Origin of the sequence: Micromonospora sp. NBC_00362 (genome assembly GCF_026342155.1) — a bacterium.
GTDB classification, from domain to species: domain Bacteria; phylum Actinomycetota; class Actinomycetes; order Mycobacteriales; family Micromonosporaceae; genus Micromonospora; species Micromonospora hortensis.
In genome coordinates this window covers 4,342,017-4,365,672 of sequence record NZ_JAPENH010000001.1, presented here as the reverse complement: position 1 = coordinate 4,365,672, position 23,656 = coordinate 4,342,017, and the positions used below count along the sequence as shown (strand labels likewise).

The following is a 23,656-nucleotide window of genomic DNA, read 5'->3' as shown; positions in this document are numbered from 1 at the left end:
AAGGCGGGCCCCGATGACGTCAGGCATCTCTCGTGGCTCTTACGGTACATGGGGATGCCATCGTTCGGCACCTCGGGTTACCGTCAGCCGGCTCTGCGCGTCGCGTCGATCCGGCCGTCACCCAGTGTACCGGGTAAGGAGCGGGACGGTTAGCACCCGTGACACCGGACAAACCGCATCAAATTTGACCCCGGCTCAGCTTACCCAGCGACGCCCGGCACCGGGGCCCGGAGGCGGATCTCGTCGATCCGCCTCCGGGGAAAGCTCAGCGCAGGTGGATCGCGCGCAGCCGGCCGACGTCCGCCATCCGCCGCTCCGCCAGACGGTCGGCGGCCACCGCCGGCGGCACGCCCTCAGCGTCAGCCAGGTGCAGGATCTCGCGGGTGGTGTCGTAGATCCGCGTCGCCCGCAGCTTCGCCCGGTCGAAGTTGAAGCCCTCGATCTCGTCGGCCACCTGGATCACGCCGCCGGCATTGACCACGTAGTCCGGCGTGTAGAGGATGCCCCGGTCGGCCAGCAGCTTCTCGATGCCCGGGTGGGCGAGCTGGTTGTTCGCCGCCCCGGTGACCACCTTGGCGCGCAGCGCCGGCACGGTGTCGTCGTTCAGGGCGCCGCCCAGCGCGCACGGCGCGTACACGTCGATGTCCGCGGCGACCAGCGCGCTGGCGTCGTCGACGAGGGTGACCTGCGGGTGGTTGCTGCGCACCCACGCCAGCGCCTTCGGGTTGACGTCGGTGGCGACCACCTCGGCGCCATCGTCCAGCAGGTGCCCGGTGAGGTACTTGCCGACCTTGCCCAGCCCGGCCACGCCAACCCGCCGGCCCCGCAGGCTCGGGGTGCCCCACACGTGCTCGGCTGCGGCCCGCATCCCCTGGAAGACACCCCAGGCGGTGAGGATCGACGAGTCGCCGGCGCCGCCGTGCTCGACGCTGCGCCCGGTCACGTAGCGGGTCTCCCGGGCCACGACGTCCATGTCCGCCACGTACGTGCCGACGTCACAGGCGGTGTAGTAGCGGCCGCCCAGCGACTCCACGAAGCGGCCGTACGCACGCAGCAGCGCCTCGCTCTTGATCTGCTCCGGGTCGCCCCAGATGACGGCCTTGCCGCCGCCCAGGTCCAGCCCGGCGAGCGCGTTCTTGTACGCCATCCCGCGGGACAGGTCCAGCACGTCGGCGAGGGCGTCGTCCTCGCTCGCGTACGGGTAGAAGCGGGTGCCGCCGAGCGCCGGGCCCAGCGCTGTGGAGTAGATCCCGATGATCGCCTTCAGGCCGCTCTGCTTGTCCTGGCAGAACACGACCTGTTCGTGACCTGTCGATACCGGGTCGTCGGTGCTCGCGAATACGCCCATTGTTGGCTCCTACTGTGGTGTGCGTCCTTGTGGGACGCGGACCTGGTGGACCCCGGCGGGGATGCTGCCGGTGTGATCGAGCCTAGTATCGGCCGCCGGGCGGGCGCTCGACGCGCCGCCGCCGTCCCACGGTGCGGCGCGCGTGCTCCGGCCGCTGACCGCGTACGGGCGTGGTTCGTGGGAGGATCGCGCGGTGCCGTCGCTCTTCGCTTCTTACCTGCGCGTGTACGAACCGCTGGCCGCCTTCGATCGAGACCGGCAGAGCTACTGGCGTCGCTACGTCTCGGAGGGGCGCGCGATCGCCCCGGTCGAGGGGCCCGGTCGGCAGCGGACGGCGGTGATCGAGGCGCTGGGTGCTGGCTGGACCCGGCTGCCGGACCTGCCGGAGGAGGCGTACGTCCTGGAGACGGACGAAGGCCTACTGGTCTGCCCCTGGAACCTGCGCATCCGGGTCGCTGAGGCGGCGCTCAGCGCCCGGGACGGGGTGCCCTCGGTGCTCGCCGACGCCTTCGTGCCACCGGTGCTCGCCGGGCAGGCCAGGGCGGTGGTGGACGACTGGCGCAGTGGCGCCCGGGTGCTGGAGCACGGGGTGCCCCGGGTGCACGAGCAGATCGCCACCTGGGGCGTACCGCTGCGGTGGTTCGTGCTGTTCGACCCGGAGGAGCGGGACCTGGTCAGCCAGCCGGGCCGGCGGGCGTTGCGCTACCGCACCGAGATCTCCAAGGCGCGACGCCGCTCGTCGCGGGCGCTGTCGGTGCTGCGCAAGTCGGTGGGCGAGGCGCCGATCACCGAGGCGGTGGAGGAGGCGGCCCGCTGGCTGGAGGAGTTCCATCCGCGGTCCGTGGTCGAGCTGGACTACGGCGGCCTGGTCGATCTGCTCTCCGACGAGACGCTCGCCGCTGACGACTCGCCCGAGCTGGTCGCCAGCGGCCTCGCGGGGCTGTCGCGCGGCGAGGCCGAGGAGGCGTCGGCCGCGTACGACAAGTTGGTGGCTCGGTGGCGTGCGGTGCAGCTTTTGGAGCGGTGCAACTAGGGCATATCACCCTAGGAGCGCTCCCAAGGTGAGTTGTGCTCGTAGTTGACGCATCACGAACCGTGATCATGAGTCCGAATAAGGTAGTTTCTGCCGTGTAAAAGTCGTAAAAATCGGGCATGGTTCATCCGTCCGTCTAGGGACCTTCATCCGTTCGGCCCATGTCGGACATCGGGGACTAGCCGGACCATGGGAGACGCGTCGGCCGGCGGGACCCCGGCCGATGTCTATACATGTGGAGGAGTGACCGATGGCATCGCGAACGCACGAACCAGAGCCGCTACTCACGCCGGCCGAGGTGGCGTCGATGTTCCGGGTCGACCCGAAGACGGTGACCCGGTGGGCCAAGGCTGGCAAGCTCAGTGCCATCCGCACCCTGGGTGGCCACCGTCGGTACCGTGAGTCGGAGGTCAGGGCGCTCTTGCAGGGCCAGATCCCGCAGCAGCGGCAGGGCGATTGAGCAGGCAACAGTTCTACGTCAGGGGCGGTGGATCTCGATCCGCCGCCCCTTTCGTGTGCCCAGCCGAGCACGACCCCGGGCCGCGGGTCAGCGACGCGGGTCAGCGCTGTGGCTTGGCCAACGTCACCCGGATGCCGACAGTGCCGCCCTCGCCGCGGCGCAACCGGCTGCCCAGCAGGCTCAGCCGACCGATCAGGCGGTACTTGTGTTTGAGCAGGTCGCGGACCCGACCGGTGTCACCGCCCCCGTAGATCGTGGCGTGAGCTGACACCTCCGCCCCGTGTGGCCGACCCCGCACGTCGCACGGCGCCACTGTCACCTCGCCGTTGCGGCGGATCCGCTTCACCTTGCCCGAGTCGGCCCGGGTCCAGACCGCCAGCGCCTCCCCGTCGCGTACCGCCCAGACCGGGGTCGGCACCGCCCGACCGTCAGTGCGGAAGGTCGTGAGCAGGATGTACTTCTCGGCCGACAGCCGGTCCAGCATGGTCACGCCGCCAGGATACGGCCGGCGCGGGCCACTGAGTGGCCGGATAGCGTGAACGCCGTGACGGTCGAACCTCGAATCGGTGACGTGATCGGCGAACTGCTGCGAGACACGCTCGCCGTGGCCACCGGGGTGGGCCCCCGGCCCCTGGTCGGTGGTCGACTGCCGCGACCGGTCATCGAGATCATCGAACGGGACGACGGTCTGATCAACGGCGCCCCGTCCGCGCACTACCTGGACGGGCCGGCGGAGTGGCAGCCGTACGACCACCGCGCGGTGGACCGGGCGCACGGCGAGACGCTGGACATCGGTACCGGCGCCGGCCGGATCGCGCTGCTGCTCCAGGAGCGCGGCGTACCCGTCACCGGGCTGGACACCTCGGCGGGGGCGCTGGAGGTGAGCCGGCGTCGCGGGGTCCGGCGGCTGGTGCACGGCACCGTCGACACGCACGTCGCCGACGGGTCGCGGTACGACACATTCCTGCTGCTCGGCAACAACCTCGGGCTGTTCGAGGGGCGGGAGCGTGCTCCCGAGTTCCTGGCCGCGCTCGCCGCGCTGGCCCGGCCTGGGGCGCAGATCATCGCGCAGGGCACCAACCCGTACGGCACCCGTGACCCGCTGCACACCGGCTACCACGAGCGCAACCGTCGACGCGGCCGGCTCGGTGGCCAGCTGCGGCTGCGGCTGCGCTACCGCGAGTTGAGCACCGAGTGGTTCGACTACCTGGTCTGCTCGGCGGACGAGTTCGCCAACCTGGTGCACGGCACCGGATGGCAGCTCACCGATGTGGACGACCGCGACGCCCCCTACTACCTGGCCACCCTGCGCCTCGTCGACTGAGCAGAACGGCCCCCGCTCTCCGCCGGACGGAGAGCGGGGGCCGTCCGTACGTCTCAGACCTGGACGGTCGGGGGGAGCTGCTCGGGCGGAAGGCCGCCGTCGCCGTCGACCACCTCGTCCGGTTGGCCGTCCTCGTCGATGTCGACCATGGTGATGTCCACCTTGCCGTCACCGTCGGTGTCGAACTGGAACAGGTCCGCCTTGCCGTCGCCGTCGGTGTCCACCACCCACACGTCGGTCTTGCCGTCGTTGTTGGTGTCGGCGCGCAGCAGTTCGACCCGCTCGTCGCCTCGGGTCTCCACGATCTCCCCGTCGGTGACGCTCTCCGGTGCCTGGCTCATGTCGATGCGGTCCTTCCCTCGGTTGACGGGCCGTCATTACCCGATCCGGCGCTCCCCCACGCATGGGCCGGGTCGTCGCGCTGTCTAGGGTCGCACCATGAGCGAGCGGAGCGGGCGGGACACCCGGGCCGGCGCAGCGGGGACCCCGCGCGTCGGCGGGCGGGACAGGGAGGCGTGATGAGCGATCGTTTCGTGGTCGTCGGTGCCGGCACGATGGGGCTTGGCATCGCGTACGTGGCGGCCGGCGCAGGGCACGCCGTCGAGTTGGTCGAGGTGGACCCCGAGCGGGGTGCGGCAGCGCTGAACCGGCTCGCCGAGCTGTGGGAGCGGGCGGTGCAGCGCGGGAAGCTGAGCGCCGACGAGGCCGCCACGAACCGCCAGCGGGTGACGCTGCGCCCGACCCTCGCCGCCGTCGCTCCCGCCCCCCAGGTGATCGTGGAGGCGGTGCCGGAGCGTCTCGCCCTGAAGCGTGCGGTGCTCCGGGACTCCGCCGCGCTGCGCCCGGCGCTGCTGGGCAGCAACACCTCCAGCATCGCCATCGGGGCGCTGGCCGCCGAGTTGGACGCGCCCGAGCGCTTCGTCGGCCTGCACTTCTTCAACCCGGTCTGGGCGATGGCGCTGCTGGAGATCGTGGTCGGCCCGGCCACCGCCGACGAGACCACCGCCGCGGCCGTCGCGCTCGCCGGCCGGCTCGGCAAGGACCCCGTCGTCGTACGCGACATGCCCGGCTTCGCCACCTCCCGGCTCGGGGTCACCCTCGGGCTGGAGGCGATCCGGATGGTCGCCGACGAGGTGGCCAGCCCGGCGGACATCGACAAGGCCATGGTGCTCGGCTACCGGCACCCGATCGGGCCGTTGGAGCTCACCGACCTGGTCGGCCTCGACGTGCGGCTGGACATCGCCCGCACCCTTCAGGCCGCGTACGGGGACCGCTTCGCGCCGCCGCCGCTGCTGGTGGAGATGGTGGCCGCGGGGCGGCTGGGTAAGAAGTCCGGGCAGGGCTTCTACCGCTGGGAAGGCGGTGTCAAGCAGTGAGCGGGTTGCGGATCGAGGAGCGGCCGGACCGGCTGGTGGTCACCCTGGACCGGCCGGAGAAGCGCAACGCCATCGACGCCGACCTGATCGCCGAGCTGCACCAGGTCTGCGCCGAGTTGGAGGCGCGCCCGCGCCTGCTGCTGCTCACCGGCGGCGCGTCGGGCATCTTCGCCGGTGGCGCCGACATCGGCCAGCTCCGCGAACGGGGTCGCACGGACGCCCTCGCCGCGATCAACTCGGCCGCCTTCGCCCGCATCCGGGCGCTGCCGATGCCGACCGTGGCGGCCGTCGACGGCCCGGCGTTGGGCGGTGGCGCGGAGCTGGCGTACGCCTGCGATCTGCGGGTCTGCACGGAGCGGGCGGTCTTCGGGCAACCGGAGGTGCGGTTGGGCATCCTGGCTGGCGCCGGCGCGACCCACCGGCTGCCCGCGTTGATCGGTGAGGGCCGGGCCAAGGAGCTGCTCTTCACCGGCCGGCGGGTGGACGCCGCGGAGGCCCTGCGGATCGGCCTGGTGAACCGGGTGGTGGACGAGCCCGGCGAACTGCTGACGGTGGCGCACGCGTTGCTGGACGAGATCGCCCTGGGCTCACCGCTGGCGGTGCGGCTGACCAAGCTGGCGGTGGACGCGCCGGCCGCCGCGCACCCGCATCTCGACCTGGTCAGCCAGGCGGTGCTGTTCGAGGACGACGAGAAGCACCGCCGGATGACCGAGTTCCTGGAGCGCCGCCGGCCGCGCTGATCCCGCGTACCAAAAACGGCCGCACCGGCGGGAAGCCGGTGCGGCCGTAGTGGTTCTCGGGTCTCGCCTACTGCCGGATCTGCACCCCGGCGTCGGCCAGGCCGCGGATCACCTGGGCGGACTCACCGAAACCGATGATCAGTACGGCGTCCGCGCCGAATTCCTTGATCTCCTTCGCGCCGCCGCTGAAGTCGACCGGAGCGGCCTTCGCGTCGGCCGGCGGCTCGTACGTCAACAGCTTGAGCCGGTCGTTGGCGATACCGGCCTTCTCCAGCTCCTCGCGGACGGTGCCCTGGAGGCCCTCACCGTAGGAGTCCTTGCGGGCGACGATGACGATCTTCTGTGACCCGTCGCGGAGGATCACGTCGGCCAGCGCCCGGCCCTGGAGGCTGTCCGGCGGGGCGGTACGGAAGTAGAGGCCCTCGTCGTCGACGTCGGTCAGGCTGGCGTCGGTGTTGGACGGGGAGAAGAGGATCTTCCCGGCCTGCACCACGTCCGGCAGCACCGCCCGGGAGATGCCCGAACCGCCGGCACCGATGATCACGCTGACGCCGTCCGTCACGTGCTTGGCCACCGTCGCCTTGGCCACTGCCGGGTTGGTGCCGTCGTCGCCGTCGAGCCACGTCACCGGCTTGCCCAGTGCGCCCCCAGCGGCGTTGATCTCCTTGATCGCCAGCGCGGCGCCGGCGGCCATCGGCGGGTAGGCGATCGAGAGGTCACCGGTCTTCGGCAGCAGGCCGCCCAGGATCAGCGGCTCCTGGTCGGCGGCGGCACCCGGGCGCTGCTTCTTCGGCTTCGGCGGCGTCTTGGTGCTTGCCGCCGACTCGATGCCCGCGCCGACGAACTCGGTCTTGCCGTCGTTGATCTGCTGCCCGTCGAAGGTCAGCGTGGCGTAGCTCGCGGTGGCCGGCTCACCCTTGTCGGTGAAGCCTGCCCGGGTCAGCGACACGCCGCGGTACTCGATGTCCTGCCCGTTGCGGGCCAGCGTGAGACAACTGGCCGGGTCTTCGCAGCGCTGCCCGTCGTTGGTCACGGCGACGATCTGCTTGGTGATGGCGGCCGGGTCGGTGCTCCCGGCCAACTGGGAGGCGAGCACGGCGATCACCACCGCGTCGTACGTCTCGGCGGAGTACACGTAGTCCGTCAGCGCCGGATTGACGGCCCGTAGCCGGCCCTTGAAGTCGTCTGGCAGCGGAACGAGGGGCGTGGTGCCCTTCATCCCGTCGACGAGACTCGCTCGTTCCTTCAACTCCGCAGGGTAGGAGTTGAGCATGTTGCCGTCCGTGCCGTAGAGGCGCACCTGTTGGGCGCTGGCCTCTTCGGGCTTGTCATCCCCGCAAGCGCTTGTGGCGAGCAGGATCGTCGCGCAGGCAGCCAGTGTGGCTACCCGCGAGCGGCGTGATACGAACATGGTCGTCCTTCCTCCGGCGAAGGTCCGCTGCGCACATTAGCGTGCCGAGGCCGGCGGCGGGACCGTGGAGGTGGCGTAATGCGCAGGTAGCTCGCGTTGAACACGGACAGTGACGGTTGCGGGGACGCTTGACCACCCGTCCTACTGTGCGCTGCGTGACCGACCTACCACAGCAGACGTTCGATGACGCGGCCGCCGTGCTCCGTTCGGCGCTGACCGGCGATGGAGACGCGGTGGTGGGAGCGTTCGACGCGGTCGTCGACCGGGCCGGCCTGGACGGCGCGTACGGCGTCGCCTGGTGTCTGGCCGCGACCATGCTCGGTGACGCGCCGGCGGCCAGCGGTGCGGCGCTCGACTTTCCGGGGATCGATCAGGCCGGGTACGACACCCGCTGGGTGGCCCGCTTCGTCAGCGCGTACGCGAATCGGGACGAGCCGACCGGGGAGGCGCTGTTCGGCGCCGCGGCAGCCGACGGGCTGCTCCCCGACTGCCTGCTCACGCTCGCCGGCTCGACGATCGCCACCCTGCGCAGCCGCGCCGGGTGAACCGCCGCCGGGTCGCGGCGTCCGTCGGGGGGCGGACGCCGCGACCGTGCGGATCGGTCAGAACGCGTGGTACGCGATCAGCGGTTCGTACTCGTACCGCAGGTTCTCGAAGCGGACCCGGAAGTTGACGCCGTCCCGGACGTTTGTCGCCACCGTGATCCAACCCGAGTTGGCCGGCAGGTAGGTCCAGTAGTTGCAGGCACTCGTCTTGTCGACGAAGATCACGCACGCGTCTGTGGCGTACACGCTCGCGTTGCGCACGTTGATGTCACGACAGCGCGTCGTGGTGCGGTACTGGCCGGCCGAGCCGCCGTAGCGGCCGGTCTCGAAGTACGAGCGGACCGCTCCGCCGTAACAGGTGGCGAGCGGGGCGAACGCGTTCGGCCCGGAGCTGACCGGCGTGGTCGGCGTGGTGGGCTCCGCCTGCGCGGGCGTGCCGACGGAGAGCAGTGCGGTGGCCGTGGCGACGGCGAGCAGACGAGCGGTCGGGGATGGCATCCGTTCGTTCCTCCAAACAGTTGGTTGACCGTCCGTATCGGACTGATCATCTGGCCGTGACGATGATACGTATCGATCGATCACCGTGCGGCCCCGATGATGTCCGGCCCGTGTGGTAGCTCTGTAGGCATGTCCGAGGCGATGCTCAGCAAGGTGCGCAAGCTGCTGGCCCAGGCCGAGGACCCGGCCTGCACGCCGGCCGAGGCCGCCGCGTTCACCGCCAAGGCGACCGAGCTGATCGCCCGCTACGGCGTCGACCGGGCGCTGCTCGCCGCCCGGGACCCGACCACCGACCCGGTCGGCGATCGAGTGCTCGACGTCGTCGCCCCGTACGCCCGCGACAAGGTCGGCCTGCTCGCCGCGGTGGCTGAGCCGCTGCGCTGCCGCTGCGTACGCCGTCGGCAGGGCAACGGCTTCGCCCTGCACCTCTTCGGCTTCGCCAGTGACCTGGAACGGGTCGACCTGCTCTTCACCTCACTGCTCGTACAGGCGGCGCACGGCCTGGCCGCCACCGAGGTGCCCGCTGACGACCACCCCGCAGCCTTCCGCCGCTCCTGGCTGGCCGGCTTCGCGGAGGTGGTCGGAGGTCGACTCTGGGCGGCCGAGTCGGCCGCGGCCAGCGAGTCGGGCGCACCGTCGATGGCACTGGTGCTGGCCGACCGGTCCGACCGGGTGCAGCGCCGGCTCACCGAGGAGTACCCACGGCTGCGTACCGCACCGCCACGTCGCCTGGGCGGCACCGGCTTCGGTTCGGGGGCGGAGGCAGGCCAACGCGCGAACCTTGGTGGTCGTGACCTCGGCGCCGCCGCCGGTCGACGGCTCGGCCGGTGACCCGTGGGTCGTCAGGCCGTCGTGCTGGGGCGGTGGCGCGACAACGTGGCGACGTAGCGGGTGAGCAGCTCGTGCCAGCCGGCCGTGAGCGCCTTGCGGTAACCCTCGGCAGCCTCGCCGTGCCGGTCGAAGTGCCGGTGCTCCAGCTCGACCCGGGTGTGTTCCGGCCCCTCGGCATGGAACAGCACCTCGACCTCGCTCGCGCGGGCCGGGTCCGGCACCGGCGCCCGGTCGGGGCCGATCTGCCAGACGAAGACCAGTCGGCGAGGCGGATCCCAGGTGAGCACCCGGCCCCAGTCGGCGCGGAAACCGTACGGGCCGATCTCGTAGAGCATGCCGCCGGCCCGGGGCTCCATGCCCAGCTCGGCCAGCGCGTCCGGGCCGGACCAGGTGTATTCGGTGACCCACCAGTCGGTCAGCTCGTCGGTGAAGACCGCGAACGCGTGCTCGGGGGAGCCCGGGACGAGAAGGCTGCACCGGAGAGAGAACTGGCCGACGTCCTGCCGGATGTCGGCCGGATCAGTCAATTCCTGTCCCATAGGCCCGGACCATACCGGCTGATGCCTCGGTGTGCAGCTTCGCGCGGTGCCCGGTTCCAGACAGAGGGTCGTCGAGTCGTCACGGACGGGATGGCCCGCCGGAAAGCGGGTAACCGCGCCCAACGGCTCGGACGACCGAGCCGGTGTGCAGGTGGGGCGGGAGAGCATGAGCGAGAGCGGTCAGCAGCGGGAGCCGGACCGGAACGTCGACAGCGGGGACCCGGACGTCCTGCTCGACATTCCGAAGGTCTCCGTCGACTCCATCCGACTGGCGGTCGACGGCCTGGAGGCCGACCTGTCGCTGCGGGCCCGAGTGGCCAACCTGCTCCAGGTCGACGCCGGCGTACGGGTGCACCTCAACGGCGGCGAGTTGAACATCGATGGGGTGAACGCCGAGGCACAACTGCGGGTGCGGTTGGAGCAGCTGACCAGAATCCTGGGCCGCGCACTCGACACGCTCGACCACAACCCGCACATCATCGAGGCGCTCGCCCGTACGGCCGGCACCGCCGTCGACGACGTGAACCGCAGCGCCCAGCAGTTGGCCGCGGGCGCAGCGGAGATCAAGGCATCACGTCGACGCTCGGACGACGGACGCGACGAGCCGGGCCGGCAGGTCGGCGCGGCCAGCCCCGTGGCCGACCGCGACCGACTGGGTTTCGACAGGCCGGGCTCAGGTCGACCGAGTTCTGGCCGGCCGGGCTCTGATCGGGCGGATGCCGGTCGATCCGGGGCGGGTCCGGTCGGGTCGGCACCGGACGCCGGAGGACCCGGGCCGCGAGCTGGCGGCCCGGGGTCAGCCGACCAGTCGCATCCGCAGGGCCCGCAGCCGGAGGGCCCGCAGCCGGAGGGCCCGCAGCCGGAGGGCCCGCAGCCGGAGGGGCGGCGTCCTGAGGGCCAGCAGCCACAGGGCCGGCAGCAGCGGCGCCCCGAGGGATCGGCGGGTTCGGCGGCCGGGCAGACCCGCAACCAGCCAGGCCGGTCGACTGCATCCGGTCCGAGCCCGTCCGGGGATGGAGACGGTGGTCTGCCGGGTGCCGCGCAGGCCGCAGCCCAGGGCGCGGCGCAGCTGGCCGAGCAGGCGGGGGAGACGCTGCGACAGGCCGGACGGAGCGTGTGGGAGGCGATCCAGGGCAGCGTGACGCAGCACCGCCCGCAGGGTCGCCGCGACCACTGACGCCGCGCCGTTCCTCGTTGTGCGGGGGCGGTCTCACCTGGGTGGCCGTGCACAGGGCGCCAAGATCTGAGCATCTTCAGGGAAACTGCTGCCTCAGCCGGTCGGGAGGCAGCAGTTTCGGTGATAGTGCATGGACGCCGCTCGCGGTTGTCGTCCGAGCGTCGCCGGCAGCGGTGCCAGGGCATCCTTCTCGCATGATCACGCTCGATCCTTGATGTAGTGGCCTCGCACGCGGGTGGAGGGCCCTGTTTCCTGGATCGAGCACGATCTTGGAGGTCGTCGCTTCGGCGCCATGCCGCTGATGTCGCGGGGGTCGCGGCGCTCTGCTCGCGCGTGCCGGCAGTGGCGCCGGAAAAAGCAAGATCCCCACCTGCGTTTCCGCTGGCGGGGACCTCTGTAGCCCGGCGAAAGGCTATGTGGCCAGGGGCGGGGTCGAACCGCCGACCTTCCGATTTTCAGTCGGACGCTCGTACCAACTGAGCTACCTGGCCGTGTCGCTCGGCTCATGTTACCCGGCAACCGGACGAACCGGCGGCAAGGCGACCTGCTCCGATACGCAGAACGCCGCGCGGGGCGCGGCGTCAGCGCTGCGGTCCTGACGGGACTTGAACCCGCGACCTCCGCCTTGACAGGGCGGCGAGCACTCCAACTGCTCCACAGGACCTAGCTTGTGTTGCTCCGGCTTACGCCGGTCTTGCCTTGCTCCGGCTTACGCCGGTCGTGCCCCCAACGGGATTCGAACCCGTGCTACCGCCTTGAAAGGGCGGCGTCCTGGGCCGCTAGACGATGAGGGCGGCCCCGCCATCATTGCACATTCGCAACTTCAAGCGGACTTGCTCCCATCCGGCCCCGCCGGAGGCTTGGAAAGCATACGTGATGCTCCGTCGGTCGACAAAATCGGTGTCGGCAAGGGCTTGGGACGGGCCATAACTGCAGGTCAGACCGGTTCTAGCGGAGTCGGGTGATGCCGAAGCGCTGCTTCAGGTCGGCGATCAACTTCGGGCATGCGGCCAGTGTCGCGGCCCGATTACCGCCCCCGTCGTGCAGAAGAACGATCGCACCGGCCCGGGTGGCGGTGTGGACACGCTTGCCGATCGTGGCCGCTGTCGGCTTGTCCCAGTCCTGCGGGTCGACCGACCAGTGCAGCGGACGCATGCCGAGGTCCTTGGCCACCCCGATCACCTCCGACGTCCACCGGCCGCCGGGCTGCCGGTAGAACGACACCTTCGCGCCGGGAACGGCCTTCCGGATGGCCTTGTTGGTGCGGTCCAGGTCGGCCCGGATCTCGCCGGCAGGTCGACGGGCGAGATCGAGGTCGTGACGCCAGCTGTGGTTGCAGAGCTGGTGTCCCTCCCGGACGATCCGCCGGACCAACTCCGGGTGACGCTGCACCTCGCGACCGACGACGCAGAAGGTCGCCGTCACCTTGGCGGCCTTCAATTGGTCGAGCACCTTGGGTGTCCAGGCCGGGCTGGGCCCGTCGTCGAACGTCAGGGCCACCGGGCGTACGCCGGTGTTGCGCCCCAGACCGGAGGGCAGCTTGGCCGGCAGCGGCCGCAGTGGCGGCTTGGCCGGCTTGGTGACGCTGGGGTGCGGTTTCGGGGTGGGCGGCGTGGTCGATTCCACAGGCTGTGGAACTGCGGCGGGTGTGATGGAGCGGGTCGGCTGGGCGCAGCCGGACAGGAGCAGCGCCACAGCGAGGACGGACGCCAGGACTGCGCGGGCTTGCATCTGCTCGCTCCCGGAGGGTCGGGGTAGGCGGACCCGCCCGACGGTAGTTCACGCCGCGATCCGGCGACAGTGCGATCAATCACGCCTCGACTGGTCCAGGGAGTCGCGGACGGCGGCGGAGAGCGAGACCGCCTCGGCCAGGTCGACCGGCCGCACCACCCCGGCGGGCAGCGTGTCGGCTCGCCAGCCGGGCCCGGCGGCGAGCACCAGCAACGGGCGTCGGGGCGCGGCGAGCAGCGCGCTGAGTTGGGTCGGGTCGGCGGTGGCCCGGGTGTGCGACCAGAGCACCACGGCGGCCGGTCCGGTCCGGTTGACCGCCTCGACGAGAGCGGCCACCGGCACCCGGGCGCCGAGCATCCGGTAGCTGACACCGGCCTCCGCGAGAGCCGCCGCCAACGCCTCCAGCGGCAGGGTGTGCTGTTCCTCGTCGGCGCAGGAGAGCAGGATCCGGGCCGGCCCGGTGGGGACGTTGGCCCGACTGGCCGCCGCGAGCGCCTCCGAGACGCAGCGGGACACCAGGTGTTCCACCTCGATCAGGCCGGTGGTGGCGGCGTGCCGTTCGCCGATGCCGGCGAGCACCGGGCGCAGCAGGCCCTCCCAGGTGGCGACGACCCCGCTGGCGGCCAGTGCGTGCGCGATCGTCTCGCTGATCGCCGCCGCGTCCAGTCGCATGGCGGCCCGGGCCAACCCACGGGCCGCCGGACCGGCGCGGCCGACCGGGATGGAGCCGCCGTCACGGCCGGTCGGGTGGATCCGGGCGGGGGCGACGGTGCCGGCGCCGTTGGGCGTCGGGTCCGGTGCCTGGCGGGCCCACCGAGCCGCCTCGGCGGGGCTCACCCCCTCGGCGGTGAGCCGTCGCATGATCTCGAGACGGGCCAGATCGGTGGGTGTGTACCGGCGGTGGTGACCGGGGATGTGTTCACTGGGCCCGAGCCCGTAGCGCTGGTGCCAGGTGCGGAGGGTCGTCACCGCGACCCCCAACCGACGTGCGACAGCGCCCGCGCTCAGCGCCTCATCGACCACCCGACCGCTCCGCCGTGTCATTCGCCGACGATCCGGGCGGCGTCAGGGCCGGGCCGGTTGCGCCGGACCGGGACTCCGCGGGGCGTAGCAAGCGGTTCACCACCCCGCCCAGCCAGGGCGCGTACGACCGGGGGTCGACTTTCAACTCGGCCTCCAGCGCGGCGGGGTCGGCCCACCGCAGCTCCGCCACCTCGTCCGGGTCGGGCAGTAGCGGAGCGCCGGGCAGGAACTCGCCTCGCAGTACGTGGTCGTACTCGAACTCGACCCGACCGGTTGCCGGGTCCTCGGCGTAGTAGACGTAGACGCCGACCTCGGTCAGCTCGACCGGGCCCGCGCCCAACTCCTCGCTCAGCCGTCTGTTGGCCGCCTCGGCGAGCGACTCCCCCGGCTGGGGGTGGCCGCAGCAGGAGTTGGCCCAGCGCAGCGGGAACCGGGTCTTCACCGCGGCTCGCCGCTGGAGCAGCACCTGGCCGTCCGGGTCCACCAGCAACACCGAGAAGGCCCGGTGCAGCTGCCCCGGTGGTTGGTGCGCCGCCGCGACTGTCGTCTCGCCGTGGGCCTTGCCGGACTCGTCGACGAGTTCGACGAGGTGCTTCTCGCGACTGATCATCGGCCTTCCCCGGTGATCCGGCCGGCGGCGAGCTTGCCGGAGATGAGCACCATCGGTACGCCGACACCGGGCTGGGTCCCGGAGCCGACGAAGACCACGTTCGGCAGGTCGCGGTGCAGGTTTGACGGGCGGAACGGGCCGGTCTGGAAGAGGGTGTGCGCGGCGGCGAACGGAGTGCCGGCGGCCATCCCCTGCTCCTCCCACTCGGCGGGGGTGATCGCCCGGAGTACCTCTACCCCGGCGCCGAAGCCGACGTAGCCGCGCTCCTCCAGGGTGCCGATCAGCTGGTCGGTGTAGCGCTGGGTCAGGTCGCCGCGCCACTCGAACGGCGCCCGGTGCAGGTTGGGCACCGGGGCGAGCACGTAGTAGGTGTGTCGGTCCGGTGGTGCCACCGCGGGGTCGGTCCGGCTGGGGTTGGTCACCAGCAGCGACGGATCGGTCATCAGCTCACCCCGTCGGATGACCTCATCGAAGGTGCCCTTCCACGCGCGTCCGAAATGGATGTTGTGATGGGCGATCTTCGCATAGGCCTGTCGGGAGCCGACGTGCAGAACGACGCAGGACGGCGAGTAGGTGAGCCGGCGCCGCGGCGCGGCGGGGAGCAGGTCCCGGTAGGCGACCGGCAGGTCGGGGTTGAGCACCACCACGTCCGCCGGCACCAGGTCGCCGTCGGCGGTGAGCACGCCGGTGGCGCGGCCGTTCACGGTCTCCACCCTGGTCACGGTGGTGTCGTACCGGATCTGCACGCCGTGCTTCTCGGCCGCGCCGGCCATCGCCCTGGAGACCGCGTGGATGCCGCCGCGTGGGAAGTAGACCCCGGCCACCGAGTCGAGGTACGCGATGACCGCGTAGATGGCCAGCGCGTCATGCGGCGCGAGGCCGGCGTACATCGCTTGGAAGGAGAAGATCCGCTGGGTACGCGGGTCCCGGAAGAACTGGTTGATCTTCGTTTGGAGGCGCCGGAAGGCCCCGCCGCTGAGCAGCTTGAGCAGGTTGCCGGTGATCAGGTCGGTCGGCGCGTCCAGGTTGCGCTCGATGAAGTCGGTGCGCTCCAGCCGCCACAGCTCCCGCGCGTACTCGACGAACCGTAGGTAGCCGTCGGCCTCCCGGGGCCCGCAGACCCGGGAAATCTCGGCCGCCATCCGGGTGGTGTCGGTGAGCACGTCGAGGGTCGAGCCGTCCGGGTAGTACGCCCGGTAGGCGGGGTCGAGCGGGGTCAGGTCCAGCCAGTCGTGCAGCTCCTCGCCGACCGCGCCGAGTGCCTCGGCGATCAGGTCGGGCATGGTGAGCACTGTCGGGCCGGTGTCGAACTCGTAGCCGTCCACGCCGAGGCGCCCGGCTCGCCCGCCGGGCACCGGCTCGCGCTCCAGCACCGTCACCTGTCGACCGCTGCCGGCCAGGTGCAGCGCGCAGGCGAGCCCGCCCAGCCCGGCTCCGACGACCACCACCCGGTCCGTCCGTCCTGTCACCGTCCGCACGTGACCACCTCCTCGCTCAAGTCGCTCATCAGGCTCGCCGGTTGGCGGCGGCGGTGGCCAGCCCGGTCAACGCGGTCCGCGCCGTCTGGTCCACGGGTGCGGCGTCGAGCGCGGCCAGCGCGTCGCTGACCCGCTCGGCGATCATCTGCTCCACCCGGGTCACCGCACCGGTCTCGGCGACCAGCGCGGCGAGCGTGTCGACCGATCCGTCGGCGGCTCGCTCCAACGCCGTGAGCTGGGCGGGCGTGGCCAGCTCACGGGCCAGCATGAGCAGCGTGGTCGGCTTGCCGGTGCGGAGGTCGTCCCCGGCCGGCTTGCCGGTGGCCGCCGGGTCGCCGTAGACGCCGAGCAGGTCGTCGCGGAGCTGGAACGCTTCGCCGACAGCCAGGCCATAGCGGGTGTACGCGGAGACCAGCGGGTCGTCAGCGGGCACCCCGGCCAGGCAGGCACCGAAGAGCAGTGGTCGCTGGACGGTGTAGCTGGCGGTCTTGTATCGGGCCACCCGTAGTGCCCGGTCGACCGACCAGTTGCCCGGGTCGTTCTCGCCGAGCACGTCAAGATACTGCCCGGCGACCGTCTCGACCCGCATCTGGTCGTAGCAGCGGCGCACCTCGAAGAGGCGCGTCGACGGCACCGAGGCGTGGGCCAGCAACTGGTCGGCCCAGACCATGCAGAGGTCGCCGATGAGCACGGCGACGGCCTCACCGAACCGGCCGGGATCACCTCGGTGGCCGGCGGCGACGTGCTGTTCGGCGAGCGCGATGTGCGCGGTGGGCCGGCCGCGGCGGGTGGTGGACGCGTCCATCACGTCGTCGTGCACCAGCGCGAAGGTGTGCAGCAGCTCCAGCGCGGCCAGCGCGGGCAGCACGGGTGGCAGAGGCGCGGTGCCACCGACGGCTCCGCGCCAACCCCAGTAGGCGAACGTGGAGCGGATCCGCTTGCCGCCGGTCAGGACGGCCTCCCGGGCGGTGGCGGCGAAGCTGCCCATCGACGCGTCGATGTCGTTGAGGGTGTCGACCTCGGCGGTGAGGAAGGCGTCCAGGGTCTCGTCGACCGCCGTGACCAGATCGTGGGTATAGGCAGCCAGAACGGCGCGGACCGGATCGTCCCCGTCCCCCGGCCCTGTCGGCGCCACGCGGGTCGCGTTGCCCGCAACTGCGTCGTTGGCCATGCGACTGAGCGTACCCTAGGCTACGAGTTGCGTCGATTGGTGCGTCGATAAATGGAGGAGGGCCGGTGGAAACTGATCTCACCGCTGCCTATGACCGGTGCCGTGAGCTGCACAAACGCCATGGCCGCACCTACTATCTCGCCACCCGTCTGCTTCCCGCTTGGAAACGACGACATGTGCACGCCCTCTACGGGTTCACGCGGTACGCGGACGAGATCGTCGACCGCACCGAGGACCTGCCGCCGGCCGAGCGGGCCGCCCTGCTGGACCACTGGGCCAGCCAGTTCGTGGCCGGTCTGCACGGTGCGCCGGTCGACGACCCCCTGTTGCCGGCAGTGCTGCACACGATCGCCGTCTTCGATCTCGACCGGGACGACTTTGCGTCGTTTCTGAAGAGCATGGCGATGGACCTGACCGTCACCGCGTACCCGACCTACGACCACCTGCTCGACTACATGGAGGGCTCGGCGGCGGTCATCGGCACCATGATGCTGCCGATCCTGGGCACCTCCGACCCGGTGGCGGCCCGGGAGCCGGCCCGTCAGCTCGGCTTCGCCTTCCAGCTCACCAACTTCATCCGGGACGTCGCCGAGGACCTCGACCGGGGCCGCACCTACCTGCCGGACGAGGACATGGCGAAGTTCGGGGTCACCCGCGAGGAGTTGGCCGAGGCCCGCGCCCGGGGCCGCGTCACCCCCCGGATCCGCGAGCTGATCGAGTACGAGGTGACGCGCGCCCAGGCGCACTACGCCGCCGCCGCACCGGGCATCACCATGCTGGCACCCGCCTCGCAGGCCTGCATGCGCACCGCGTACGCGCTCTACGGCGGCATCCTCGACGAGGTGGCCGCGCAGGACTACGACGTCTTCGTCCGGCGGGCCCTGGTGCCGCAGCGGCGACGGATGGCGGTGGCCGCGCGGGCCCTGCTCAGCTCGACCGGTACGCCGGTCGTCATCCCCGGGCCGACGATCCAACCGGAGAGCCGGTGACAGCGAGCACGGCGATCGTGCTCCTCACCCGCGACCTGCGAGTGCACGACCACCCGGCGCTGGCAACCACCTGTGCCGCCTTCGACCAGGTGGTGCCGCTGTACGTGCTCGACCCGGCGCTGGCCGACCTCTCCGCCAACCGCACCCGCTTCCTGCACCAGGCCCTCGCCGACCTGCGCGACCAGCTCCGTGAGCGTGGCGGCGACCTGGTGGTCCGGCACGGCGACCCGGTGGCCGAGACGATCCGGCTTGCCGACGAGGTCGGGGCCACCGCCGTCGCGCTCTCGGCCGACGTCAGCCACTACGCCGTCCGTCGGGAGCGGCGACTACGCACCGAGTGCGAGCGGCACCGGCTGCACCTGCGACTGTTTCCCGGTTTGACAGTGGTCGAGCCGGGCGCGTTGCGGCCCGGTGGCGGCGGCGACCACTACCGGGTGTTCAGCCCGTTCCACAGGGCCTGGGCGGCCAACCGGTGGCGCGAGGAGTTGGCCGCGCCGCGCCGGATCGCGCTGCCCGACCGGGTACGCGTGGGCCGGTTGCCGGCGCTGCCAGCCGGAGACTCACCGGACGCGGCCATCGGTGGCGAGCGGATCGCCCGGCAGCGGCTCACCGACTGGCTGCCCGACCTGACCCGGTACGGCGATCAGCACGACGACATGGCCGGCGACGACACGTCCCGGCTCAGCCCGTACCTGCGCTTCGGCTGCGTGTCGCCGCTGGCGGTGGCGAACCTCGCCGGCGACCGATCGGGCCCGTTCGTCAGGCAGGTCTGCTGGCGGGACTTCTACTACCAGGTCACCGCCGCCTTCCCGGAGATCTCGACAGCGGCGTACCGGCGGGGTGCCACCGAGCAGTGGCGCTACGACGACGACGCGTTGGCGGCCTGGGCCGAGGGACGCACCGGGATGCCGATCGTCGACGCCGGGATGCGGCAGATGCTGGCACAGGGCTGGATGCACAACCGGGCCCGGCTGATCACCGCCGGCTACCTGACCAAGCACCTCGGGCAGGACTGGCGGTCCGGGGTGGCGGTGTTCTTCCGGTGGCTGCTCGACGGGGACGTGGCGAACAACTCCGGCAACTGGCAGTGGGTCGCCGGCACCGGCAACGACACGAAGCCCTACCGGGGGTTCAACCCGGTCCGGCAGGCCGAACGGTACGACCCGGACGGCGACTACGTGCGCCGGTGGGTGCCGGAGCTGGCGGGGGTGCGGGGCAAGGCCATCCACCAACCGTGGCGGCTGCCCGAGGCGTTCGACTACCCACCGCCGCTCTCGGTACCGGGCACCGACCCCGTCTGGCTGCGCTGATCAGAGCACCGAGTGCAACGCCTCGACCAGCTCGTCCACCCGGTCGTGCTCGGCGAGGTGCGCAGTGGCGTACGCGAAGGTGTAGCCCCGCTCGGGGTCGGCCCACGCGCTGCTGCCGCCGATGCCACCCATGCCCCAACTGCCGTCCGGCTCCCACTGCATGCCCAGGGTCCAGTGGGCGTCGCGGTCCAGCACCAGGTCCGGCCCGTCGTACTGGACCCCTGTCGCCTCCGCTACCAGCTCCGGGCTGAACAGCCGAACCCCGTCCAGGACACCACCGGCCAGCAGGCCGGCGTAGAGCCGGGCCAGGCTGGCCGCGGTGGCGTGCAGGTTGACCGCGGGCACCTCCGCGCCCCGCCACATCGGGCTGTTCAGCACGGCCAGGTCCAGCCCGCCGGCCGGGTTGCCGATCGCCCGAGCCCGCAGCGAGCCGGGCTCACCGAGCATTCGGGTCGGCCAGTGCGGGTCGCCGTACCGCAGGTCCGCGCTGCGCAGTTGGTCCGCCTCGGTCAACCCGAAGCCGAGGTCGAGCTGCCACCGGTCGGCGATCTCCTCGGCCAGGAACCGGCCCACCGACCGTCCGTCGACGCGGCGGACCAGCTCGCCCACCAGATGCCCGTACGTCCAGGCGTGTTCCCCGGCGACCGAGCCCGGCGACCACTCGGGGTCGGCGGCGGCCAGGTCGCCGGTGAGCACCGTCCAGTCGGCGATCGCGGTGGCCGGTCGGGGCACCGGAAAGGCCGGCAGCCCGGCGGTGTGCGACAACACCTGACGGACCGTGGCGGGTGTGCGGAACTCCGGCCAGTACCGGTCCACTGGCGTGTCGAGATCGACGGTTCCCCGGTCGACGAGCAGCAACAGGCAGAGCGCGGCCACCGGCTTGCCGACCGAGTAGACGTTCACCAGCGTGTCCGGCAGCCACGGCTCGCCGCCCGGCCCGTGGCCGCGGCGGGAGCCGCCGACCAGGTCCACTACCGGCTGCCCGTCGTACCAGATGGTCACTGCGGCGCCGGTTTCCCGGCCGGAGGCGAACAGGTCGTGGAAGCAGTCCCGGACCGGAGCGAAGCGTGCGTGCATCCGGCCACGGTAGGCGTCCGGGCCGGTGCACGCTCCGACTTTTCCGCCGACCCCGGTGGTTGGTGTGGTGTCGCTGGGGGATGCTGTTCGGTGTGGCGGAGCCGGAGCTGGTGGATGTGGTCGTGGTCGGGCTCGGGGTCGGGGGCGAGGAGGTGGCCGAGCGACTTGCCGAGGCCGGCCTGAACGTCGTCGGCGTCGAACGGGATCTCGTCGGCGGGGAGTGCCCGTACTGGGGCTGTATCCCGAGCAAGATGATGATCAGAGCCGCCAACGCGCTCGCCGAGGCTCGCCGGGTCGACGGGCTCGCCGGGACGGCGCAGGTCCAGCCGGACTGGGCGCCGGTGGCGAAGCGGATCCGTGAGGAAGCCACCGACACCTGGGACGACACGGTCGCGGCGGAGCGGTTCGTCGGCAAGGGTGGCCGACTCGTGCGGGGCAGCGGTCGGCTCGACGGTGCGCGCCGGGTCCGCGTCGGTGACCAGGTGTTCGAGGCCCGACACGGGGTGGTCCTGGGCACCGGCACCCGCCCGTCGGTGCCGCCGATCGACGGCCTGGCCGACACCCCGTACTGGACCAACCATCAGGCGATCGAGGTCGAGGAGCTGCCGCAGTCGCTGCTCGTGCTGGGTGGCGGCGCGATCGGCCTGGAGTTGGCGCAGGTCTTCGCCCGCTTCGGGGTCCGGGTCACAGTGGTCGAGGCGCTCGACCGGGTGCTGGCCGTCGAGGAACCCGAGGCGTCCGAGGTCGCCGCCGCGGCGCTGCGCGCCGACGGCGTGGAGATCCACACCGGGGTACGCGCCGAACGGGTCGAGCACGACGGAGCCAGGTTCACTCTGCGCGGTGGCGGCGGCGCGAAGTTCACCGCCGACCGGCTGCTGGTGGTGACCGGGCGCAAGGCCCACCTCGCCGAGCTGGGCCTGGACACGATCGGCCTGGACGCCAGCCAGCGTTACCTCCCGGTCGACGACCGTCTGCACGTCACCGACCACGTCTGGGCGGTCGGCGACATCACCGGCGAGGGCGCCTTCACGCACATCGCCATGTACCAGGCGGGGATCGTGATCGCCGACATCCTGGCCCGCGCCCGGCAGGCGAAGGCGGGGGCGGACGCCAGCGGCACCTCCAGCGTGGTCGGCGGGGCGATGGGCGCGTCCAGCTCCCTGGCCGCCAGCGGATCGAGCGGATCGGCCGGCACCGTCCCGCGAGCCGACTACCGCGCGCTGCCCCGGGTGACCTTCACCGATCCCGAGATCGGCGCTGTCGGGCTCACCGAGCAGCAGGCCCGCGAGCGCGGCATCAACGTGCAGGTGGGTTTCACCAAACTCGGCAGCTCGACCCGAGGCTGGATCCACCGGGTCGGCGACGACGGTTTCATCAAGCTCGTGGCCGACGCCGACCAGGGCGTGCTGATCGGCGCGACCTCGGCCGGCCCGGCCGGCGGCGAGGTGCTGTCCGCGCTGGTGGTGGCGGTGCACGCGGCGGTGCCGCTGAGTCAGCTCCGGCACATGATCTACGCGTACCCGACCTTCCACCGGGCCATCGAAACCGCCCTACGCGACCTGTCCTGACCCCGTCTCCGCGCGGCGATCAAGCAGTGCGCTGGCAAACGCCGGCAATTTGCTGTTCATTTCTTTCATCCAGGTGACGTACGATTGCGAACGTGACCAAGCGGTTGACTGAAGTTGCCAAGAAGGCGGGCGTCAGCGAGGCCACCGTCAGCCGGGTGCTCAACGGCCGCGACGGGGTCTCCGAGGCGACCCGCACCGCAGTGCTCACGGCGCTGGACGTGCTCGGTTACGAGCGGCCGACCAAGCTGCGCGGCGAACGCGCCCGGCTGGTCGGGCTGGTGCTGCCCGAGTTGCAGAACCCGATCTTCCCGGCGCTGGCCGAGGTGGTCACCGGCACTCTCGCCCAGCGCGGCTACACCCCGGCGCTCTGTGCCCGGACCATCGGCGGGGTCTCCGAGATGGACTACGTGGAGATGCTCCTCGACCACCAGGTCTCCGGTGTGATCTTCGCCGGTGGGTCGTACGCGCTCGCCGACGCCAAACACGACCACTACCGTCGGCTGACCGACCGGGGGCTTCCGGTCGTGCTGGTCAACGCTGGTGTGGAGGAGTTGGGCTTCCCCCGGGTCTCCACCGACGACGCGGTGGCGGTGGAGCAGGCGTACGGGCACCTGCGCTCGCTCGGGCACGAACGGATCGGGATGGTGCTCGGCCCGGAGGGGCACGTGCCGTCCCGGCGCAAGCTCGACGCGATGATGAAGGCCGCCGGCTGGGACGAGGGCGACGCCGAGTGCGTGGAGCGCTCCAGCTTCTCCATGGAGGGGGCGCGGGTCGCCGCGACGAAACTGGTCGAGCGGGGCGTGACCGGCATCATCTGCGCCAGCGACGTGCTCGCGCTGGGCACGATCCGCGCGGCCCGGCGGCTCGGTCGCTCGGTGCCGGCCGACGTGTCGGTGGTGGGCTACGACGACTCCGCGTTCATGACGTGCACCGACCCGCCGTTGACCACTGTGCGGCAGCCGATCGAGACGATGGGGCAGGCCGCAGTGGATCTGCTGGTCACCCAGATCGAGGGCGCCGGCGTCCTTCAGGACGAGCTGCTGTTCGAGCCGGAGTTGGTGGTGCGGGGTTCCACCGCTCCCGCCCCCGGCCGCTAGGCACCACACCGAACGACGCTTCGGCCGTCGACCGCCTCTCGCGGTCGGCGGCCGTTTTCGTCGTTGCCCGCCACGGTCGCCATCGACCAAGCCGAATGATCGGCCATAAGGCATCAATAGTCGGCAAACCGGTCTGCTTTCAATTGCTTGCCAACATCTGTCGTGATCGCGTCGTGTCCTTTCGGAACAGGGTCGATACCTTGCCGAAATGAGTCGGCCTCGCTACAGTGACTCCACTCACACCTGGCTCCGACGCAGCTACTGGGCGTCAGGTCGTATCACCGCAGATCAGCAAAGGTCATTGGAGTCACCCGTTCCCG

24 protein-coding genes and 3 tRNA genes are annotated in these 23,656 nt (G+C 71.5%); 12 read left to right on the top strand and 15 right to left on the bottom strand.

Annotated elements, in window-relative coordinates; genetic code table 11:
- Window positions 1-265: 265 nt before the first annotated feature.
- Window positions 266-1,348 (bottom strand): Glu/Leu/Phe/Val dehydrogenase, encoded by a 1,083-nt coding sequence (locus OG992_RS20065; protein ID WP_266304026.1) that lies wholly within the window; start codon window positions 1,346-1,348, stop codon window positions 266-268.
- Window positions 1,349-1,541: 193 nt separating this feature from the next.
- Here OG992_RS20065 and OG992_RS20060 point away from each other — a divergent pair, with 193 nt between their 5' ends.
- Window positions 1,542-2,381 (top strand): hypothetical protein, encoded by an 840-nt coding sequence (locus OG992_RS20060; protein ID WP_238685423.1) that lies wholly within the window; start codon window positions 1,542-1,544, stop codon window positions 2,379-2,381.
- A 250-nt stretch (window positions 2,382-2,631) separates the two neighbouring features.
- Window positions 2,632-2,841 (top strand): BldC family transcriptional regulator, encoded by a 210-nt coding sequence (locus tag OG992_RS20055; RefSeq protein ID WP_007073996.1) that lies wholly within the window; start codon window positions 2,632-2,634, stop codon window positions 2,839-2,841.
- A 100-nt stretch (window positions 2,842-2,941) separates the two neighbouring features.
- Here the strand turns inward: OG992_RS20055 and OG992_RS20050 are convergent, their stop codons facing one another.
- Window positions 2,942-3,331, bottom strand: coding sequence for a PPOX class F420-dependent oxidoreductase (locus tag OG992_RS20050; protein ID WP_266304025.1), 390 nt, complete (start codon window positions 3,329-3,331; stop codon window positions 2,942-2,944).
- A gap of 54 nt (window positions 3,332-3,385) precedes the next feature.
- Here OG992_RS20050 and OG992_RS20045 point away from each other — a divergent pair, with 54 nt between their 5' ends.
- A complete protein-coding gene (locus OG992_RS20045) occupies window positions 3,386-4,165 on the top strand; it encodes a bifunctional 2-polyprenyl-6-hydroxyphenol methylase/3-demethylubiquinol 3-O-methyltransferase UbiG (RefSeq protein WP_238685305.1) in 780 nt (259 codons plus the stop codon).
- A 53-nt stretch (window positions 4,166-4,218) separates the two neighbouring features.
- Here the strand turns inward: OG992_RS20045 and OG992_RS20040 are convergent, their stop codons facing one another.
- Window positions 4,219-4,506 carry a hypothetical protein gene (locus OG992_RS20040; RefSeq protein WP_091396025.1) on the bottom strand — a complete coding sequence of 96 codons (288 nt, stop codon included), beginning with the start codon at window positions 4,504-4,506 and terminating at the stop codon, window positions 4,219-4,221.
- A 177-nt stretch (window positions 4,507-4,683) separates the two neighbouring features.
- Between OG992_RS20040 and OG992_RS20035 the strand changes: the two genes are divergently transcribed.
- Both OG992_RS20035 and OG992_RS20030 read left to right on the top strand, forming a co-directional pair.
- Complete coding sequence (locus tag OG992_RS20035; RefSeq protein ID WP_238685306.1) at window positions 4,684-5,541, top strand: 3-hydroxyacyl-CoA dehydrogenase family protein; 858 nt, start codon at window positions 4,684-4,686, stop codon at window positions 5,539-5,541.
- Window positions 5,538-6,281, top strand: coding sequence for an enoyl-CoA hydratase/isomerase family protein (locus OG992_RS20030; RefSeq protein WP_238685307.1), 744 nt, complete (start codon window positions 5,538-5,540; stop codon window positions 6,279-6,281). The genes OG992_RS20035 and OG992_RS20030 overlap by 4 nt, the downstream gene beginning before the upstream one ends.
- A gap of 67 nt (window positions 6,282-6,348) precedes the next feature.
- On the opposite strand, the gene OG992_RS20025 is transcribed toward OG992_RS20030, so the two are convergent.
- A complete protein-coding gene (locus OG992_RS20025; RefSeq protein WP_266304024.1) occupies window positions 6,349-7,692 on the bottom strand; it encodes an ABC transporter substrate-binding protein in 1,344 nt (447 codons plus the stop codon).
- Between the two features lie 155 nt (window positions 7,693-7,847).
- Here OG992_RS20025 and OG992_RS20020 point away from each other — a divergent pair, with 155 nt between their 5' ends.
- Window positions 7,848-8,237, top strand: a complete 390-nt coding sequence (locus tag OG992_RS20020) for a hypothetical protein (protein WP_091396011.1) — start codon at window positions 7,848-7,850, stop codon at window positions 8,235-8,237.
- Window positions 8,238-8,294: 57 nt separating this feature from the next.
- Here the strand turns inward: OG992_RS20020 and OG992_RS20015 are convergent, their stop codons facing one another.
- The gene (locus OG992_RS20015) at window positions 8,295-8,735 is read right to left on the bottom strand and encodes a hypothetical protein (protein ID WP_238685309.1); all 441 of its coding nucleotides are present in this window, start codon (window positions 8,733-8,735) and stop codon (window positions 8,295-8,297) included.
- Window positions 8,736-8,864: 129 nt separating this feature from the next.
- Here OG992_RS20015 and OG992_RS20010 point away from each other — a divergent pair, with 129 nt between their 5' ends.
- Window positions 8,865-9,566, top strand: coding sequence for a DUF2786 domain-containing protein (locus OG992_RS20010; RefSeq protein WP_266304023.1), 702 nt, complete (start codon window positions 8,865-8,867; stop codon window positions 9,564-9,566).
- Between the two features lie 11 nt (window positions 9,567-9,577).
- Here the strand turns inward: OG992_RS20010 and OG992_RS20005 are convergent, their stop codons facing one another.
- Window positions 9,578-10,105, bottom strand: a complete 528-nt coding sequence (locus tag OG992_RS20005) for an SRPBCC family protein (protein ID WP_266304022.1) — start codon at window positions 10,103-10,105, stop codon at window positions 9,578-9,580.
- A 166-nt stretch (window positions 10,106-10,271) separates the two neighbouring features.
- On the opposite strand from OG992_RS20005, the gene OG992_RS20000 reads away from it, so the two are divergent.
- A complete protein-coding gene (locus tag OG992_RS20000) occupies window positions 10,272-11,282 on the top strand; it encodes a hypothetical protein (RefSeq protein ID WP_266304021.1) in 1,011 nt (336 codons plus the stop codon).
- A 417-nt stretch (window positions 11,283-11,699) separates the two neighbouring features.
- Here the strand turns inward: OG992_RS20000 and OG992_RS19995 are convergent.
- The 8 genes from OG992_RS19995 to OG992_RS19960 form a co-directional block, all read right to left on the bottom strand.
- A tRNA-Phe gene (locus OG992_RS19995) sits at window positions 11,700-11,773 on the bottom strand.
- A 99-nt stretch (window positions 11,774-11,872) separates the two neighbouring features.
- A tRNA-Asp gene (locus tag OG992_RS19990) sits at window positions 11,873-11,946 on the bottom strand.
- A gap of 57 nt (window positions 11,947-12,003) precedes the next feature.
- Window positions 12,004-12,076 (bottom strand) — tRNA-Glu (locus OG992_RS19985).
- A gap of 154 nt (window positions 12,077-12,230) precedes the next feature.
- Window positions 12,231-13,013 carry a polysaccharide deacetylase family protein gene (locus OG992_RS19980; RefSeq protein ID WP_238685313.1) on the bottom strand — a complete coding sequence of 261 codons (783 nt, stop codon included), beginning with the start codon at window positions 13,011-13,013 and terminating at the stop codon, window positions 12,231-12,233.
- A 75-nt stretch (window positions 13,014-13,088) separates the two neighbouring features.
- Window positions 13,089-14,036: a MerR family transcriptional regulator gene (locus tag OG992_RS19975; protein WP_266305236.1), complete on the bottom strand. Its 948-nt coding sequence runs from the start codon at window positions 14,034-14,036 to the stop codon at window positions 13,089-13,091.
- Window positions 14,026-14,646 (bottom strand): isopentenyl-diphosphate Delta-isomerase, encoded by a 621-nt coding sequence (idi, locus tag OG992_RS19970; protein WP_266304020.1) that lies wholly within the window; start codon window positions 14,644-14,646, stop codon window positions 14,026-14,028. The genes OG992_RS19975 and idi overlap by 11 nt, the downstream gene beginning before the upstream one ends.
- Window positions 14,643-16,124 carry a phytoene desaturase family protein gene (gene crtI, locus OG992_RS19965; RefSeq protein WP_238685315.1) on the bottom strand — a complete coding sequence of 494 codons (1,482 nt, stop codon included), beginning with the start codon at window positions 16,122-16,124 and terminating at the stop codon, window positions 14,643-14,645. The genes idi and crtI overlap by 4 nt, the downstream gene beginning before the upstream one ends.
- A gap of 28 nt (window positions 16,125-16,152) precedes the next feature.
- The gene (locus OG992_RS19960) at window positions 16,153-17,295 is read right to left on the bottom strand and encodes a polyprenyl synthetase family protein (protein ID WP_238685316.1); all 1,143 of its coding nucleotides are present in this window, start codon (window positions 17,293-17,295) and stop codon (window positions 16,153-16,155) included.
- 65 nt (window positions 17,296-17,360) lie between these two features.
- Between OG992_RS19960 and OG992_RS19955 the strand changes: the two genes are divergently transcribed.
- Window positions 17,361-18,284 carry a phytoene/squalene synthase family protein gene (locus tag OG992_RS19955; RefSeq protein WP_238685317.1) on the top strand — a complete coding sequence of 308 codons (924 nt, stop codon included), beginning with the start codon at window positions 17,361-17,363 and terminating at the stop codon, window positions 18,282-18,284.
- Complete coding sequence (locus OG992_RS19950; RefSeq protein ID WP_266304019.1) at window positions 18,281-19,594, top strand: deoxyribodipyrimidine photo-lyase; 1,314 nt, start codon at window positions 18,281-18,283, stop codon at window positions 19,592-19,594. Before OG992_RS19955 ends, OG992_RS19950 begins: the two co-directional genes overlap by 4 nt.
- Here the strand turns inward: OG992_RS19950 and OG992_RS19945 are convergent, their stop codons facing one another.
- The gene (locus OG992_RS19945) at window positions 19,595-20,671 is read right to left on the bottom strand and encodes a serine hydrolase (RefSeq protein ID WP_266304018.1); all 1,077 of its coding nucleotides are present in this window, start codon (window positions 20,669-20,671) and stop codon (window positions 19,595-19,597) included.
- Between the two features lie 80 nt (window positions 20,672-20,751).
- Between OG992_RS19945 and OG992_RS19940 the strand changes: the two genes are divergently transcribed.
- Entirely contained in the window at window positions 20,752-22,239 is a 1,488-nt protein-coding gene (locus OG992_RS19940; RefSeq protein ID WP_266304017.1) for an NAD(P)/FAD-dependent oxidoreductase, read from the top strand.
- Between the two features lie 92 nt (window positions 22,240-22,331).
- Complete coding sequence (locus tag OG992_RS19935; RefSeq protein WP_238685321.1) at window positions 22,332-23,336, top strand: LacI family DNA-binding transcriptional regulator; 1,005 nt, start codon at window positions 22,332-22,334, stop codon at window positions 23,334-23,336.
- Window positions 23,337-23,656 lie beyond the last annotated feature (320 nt).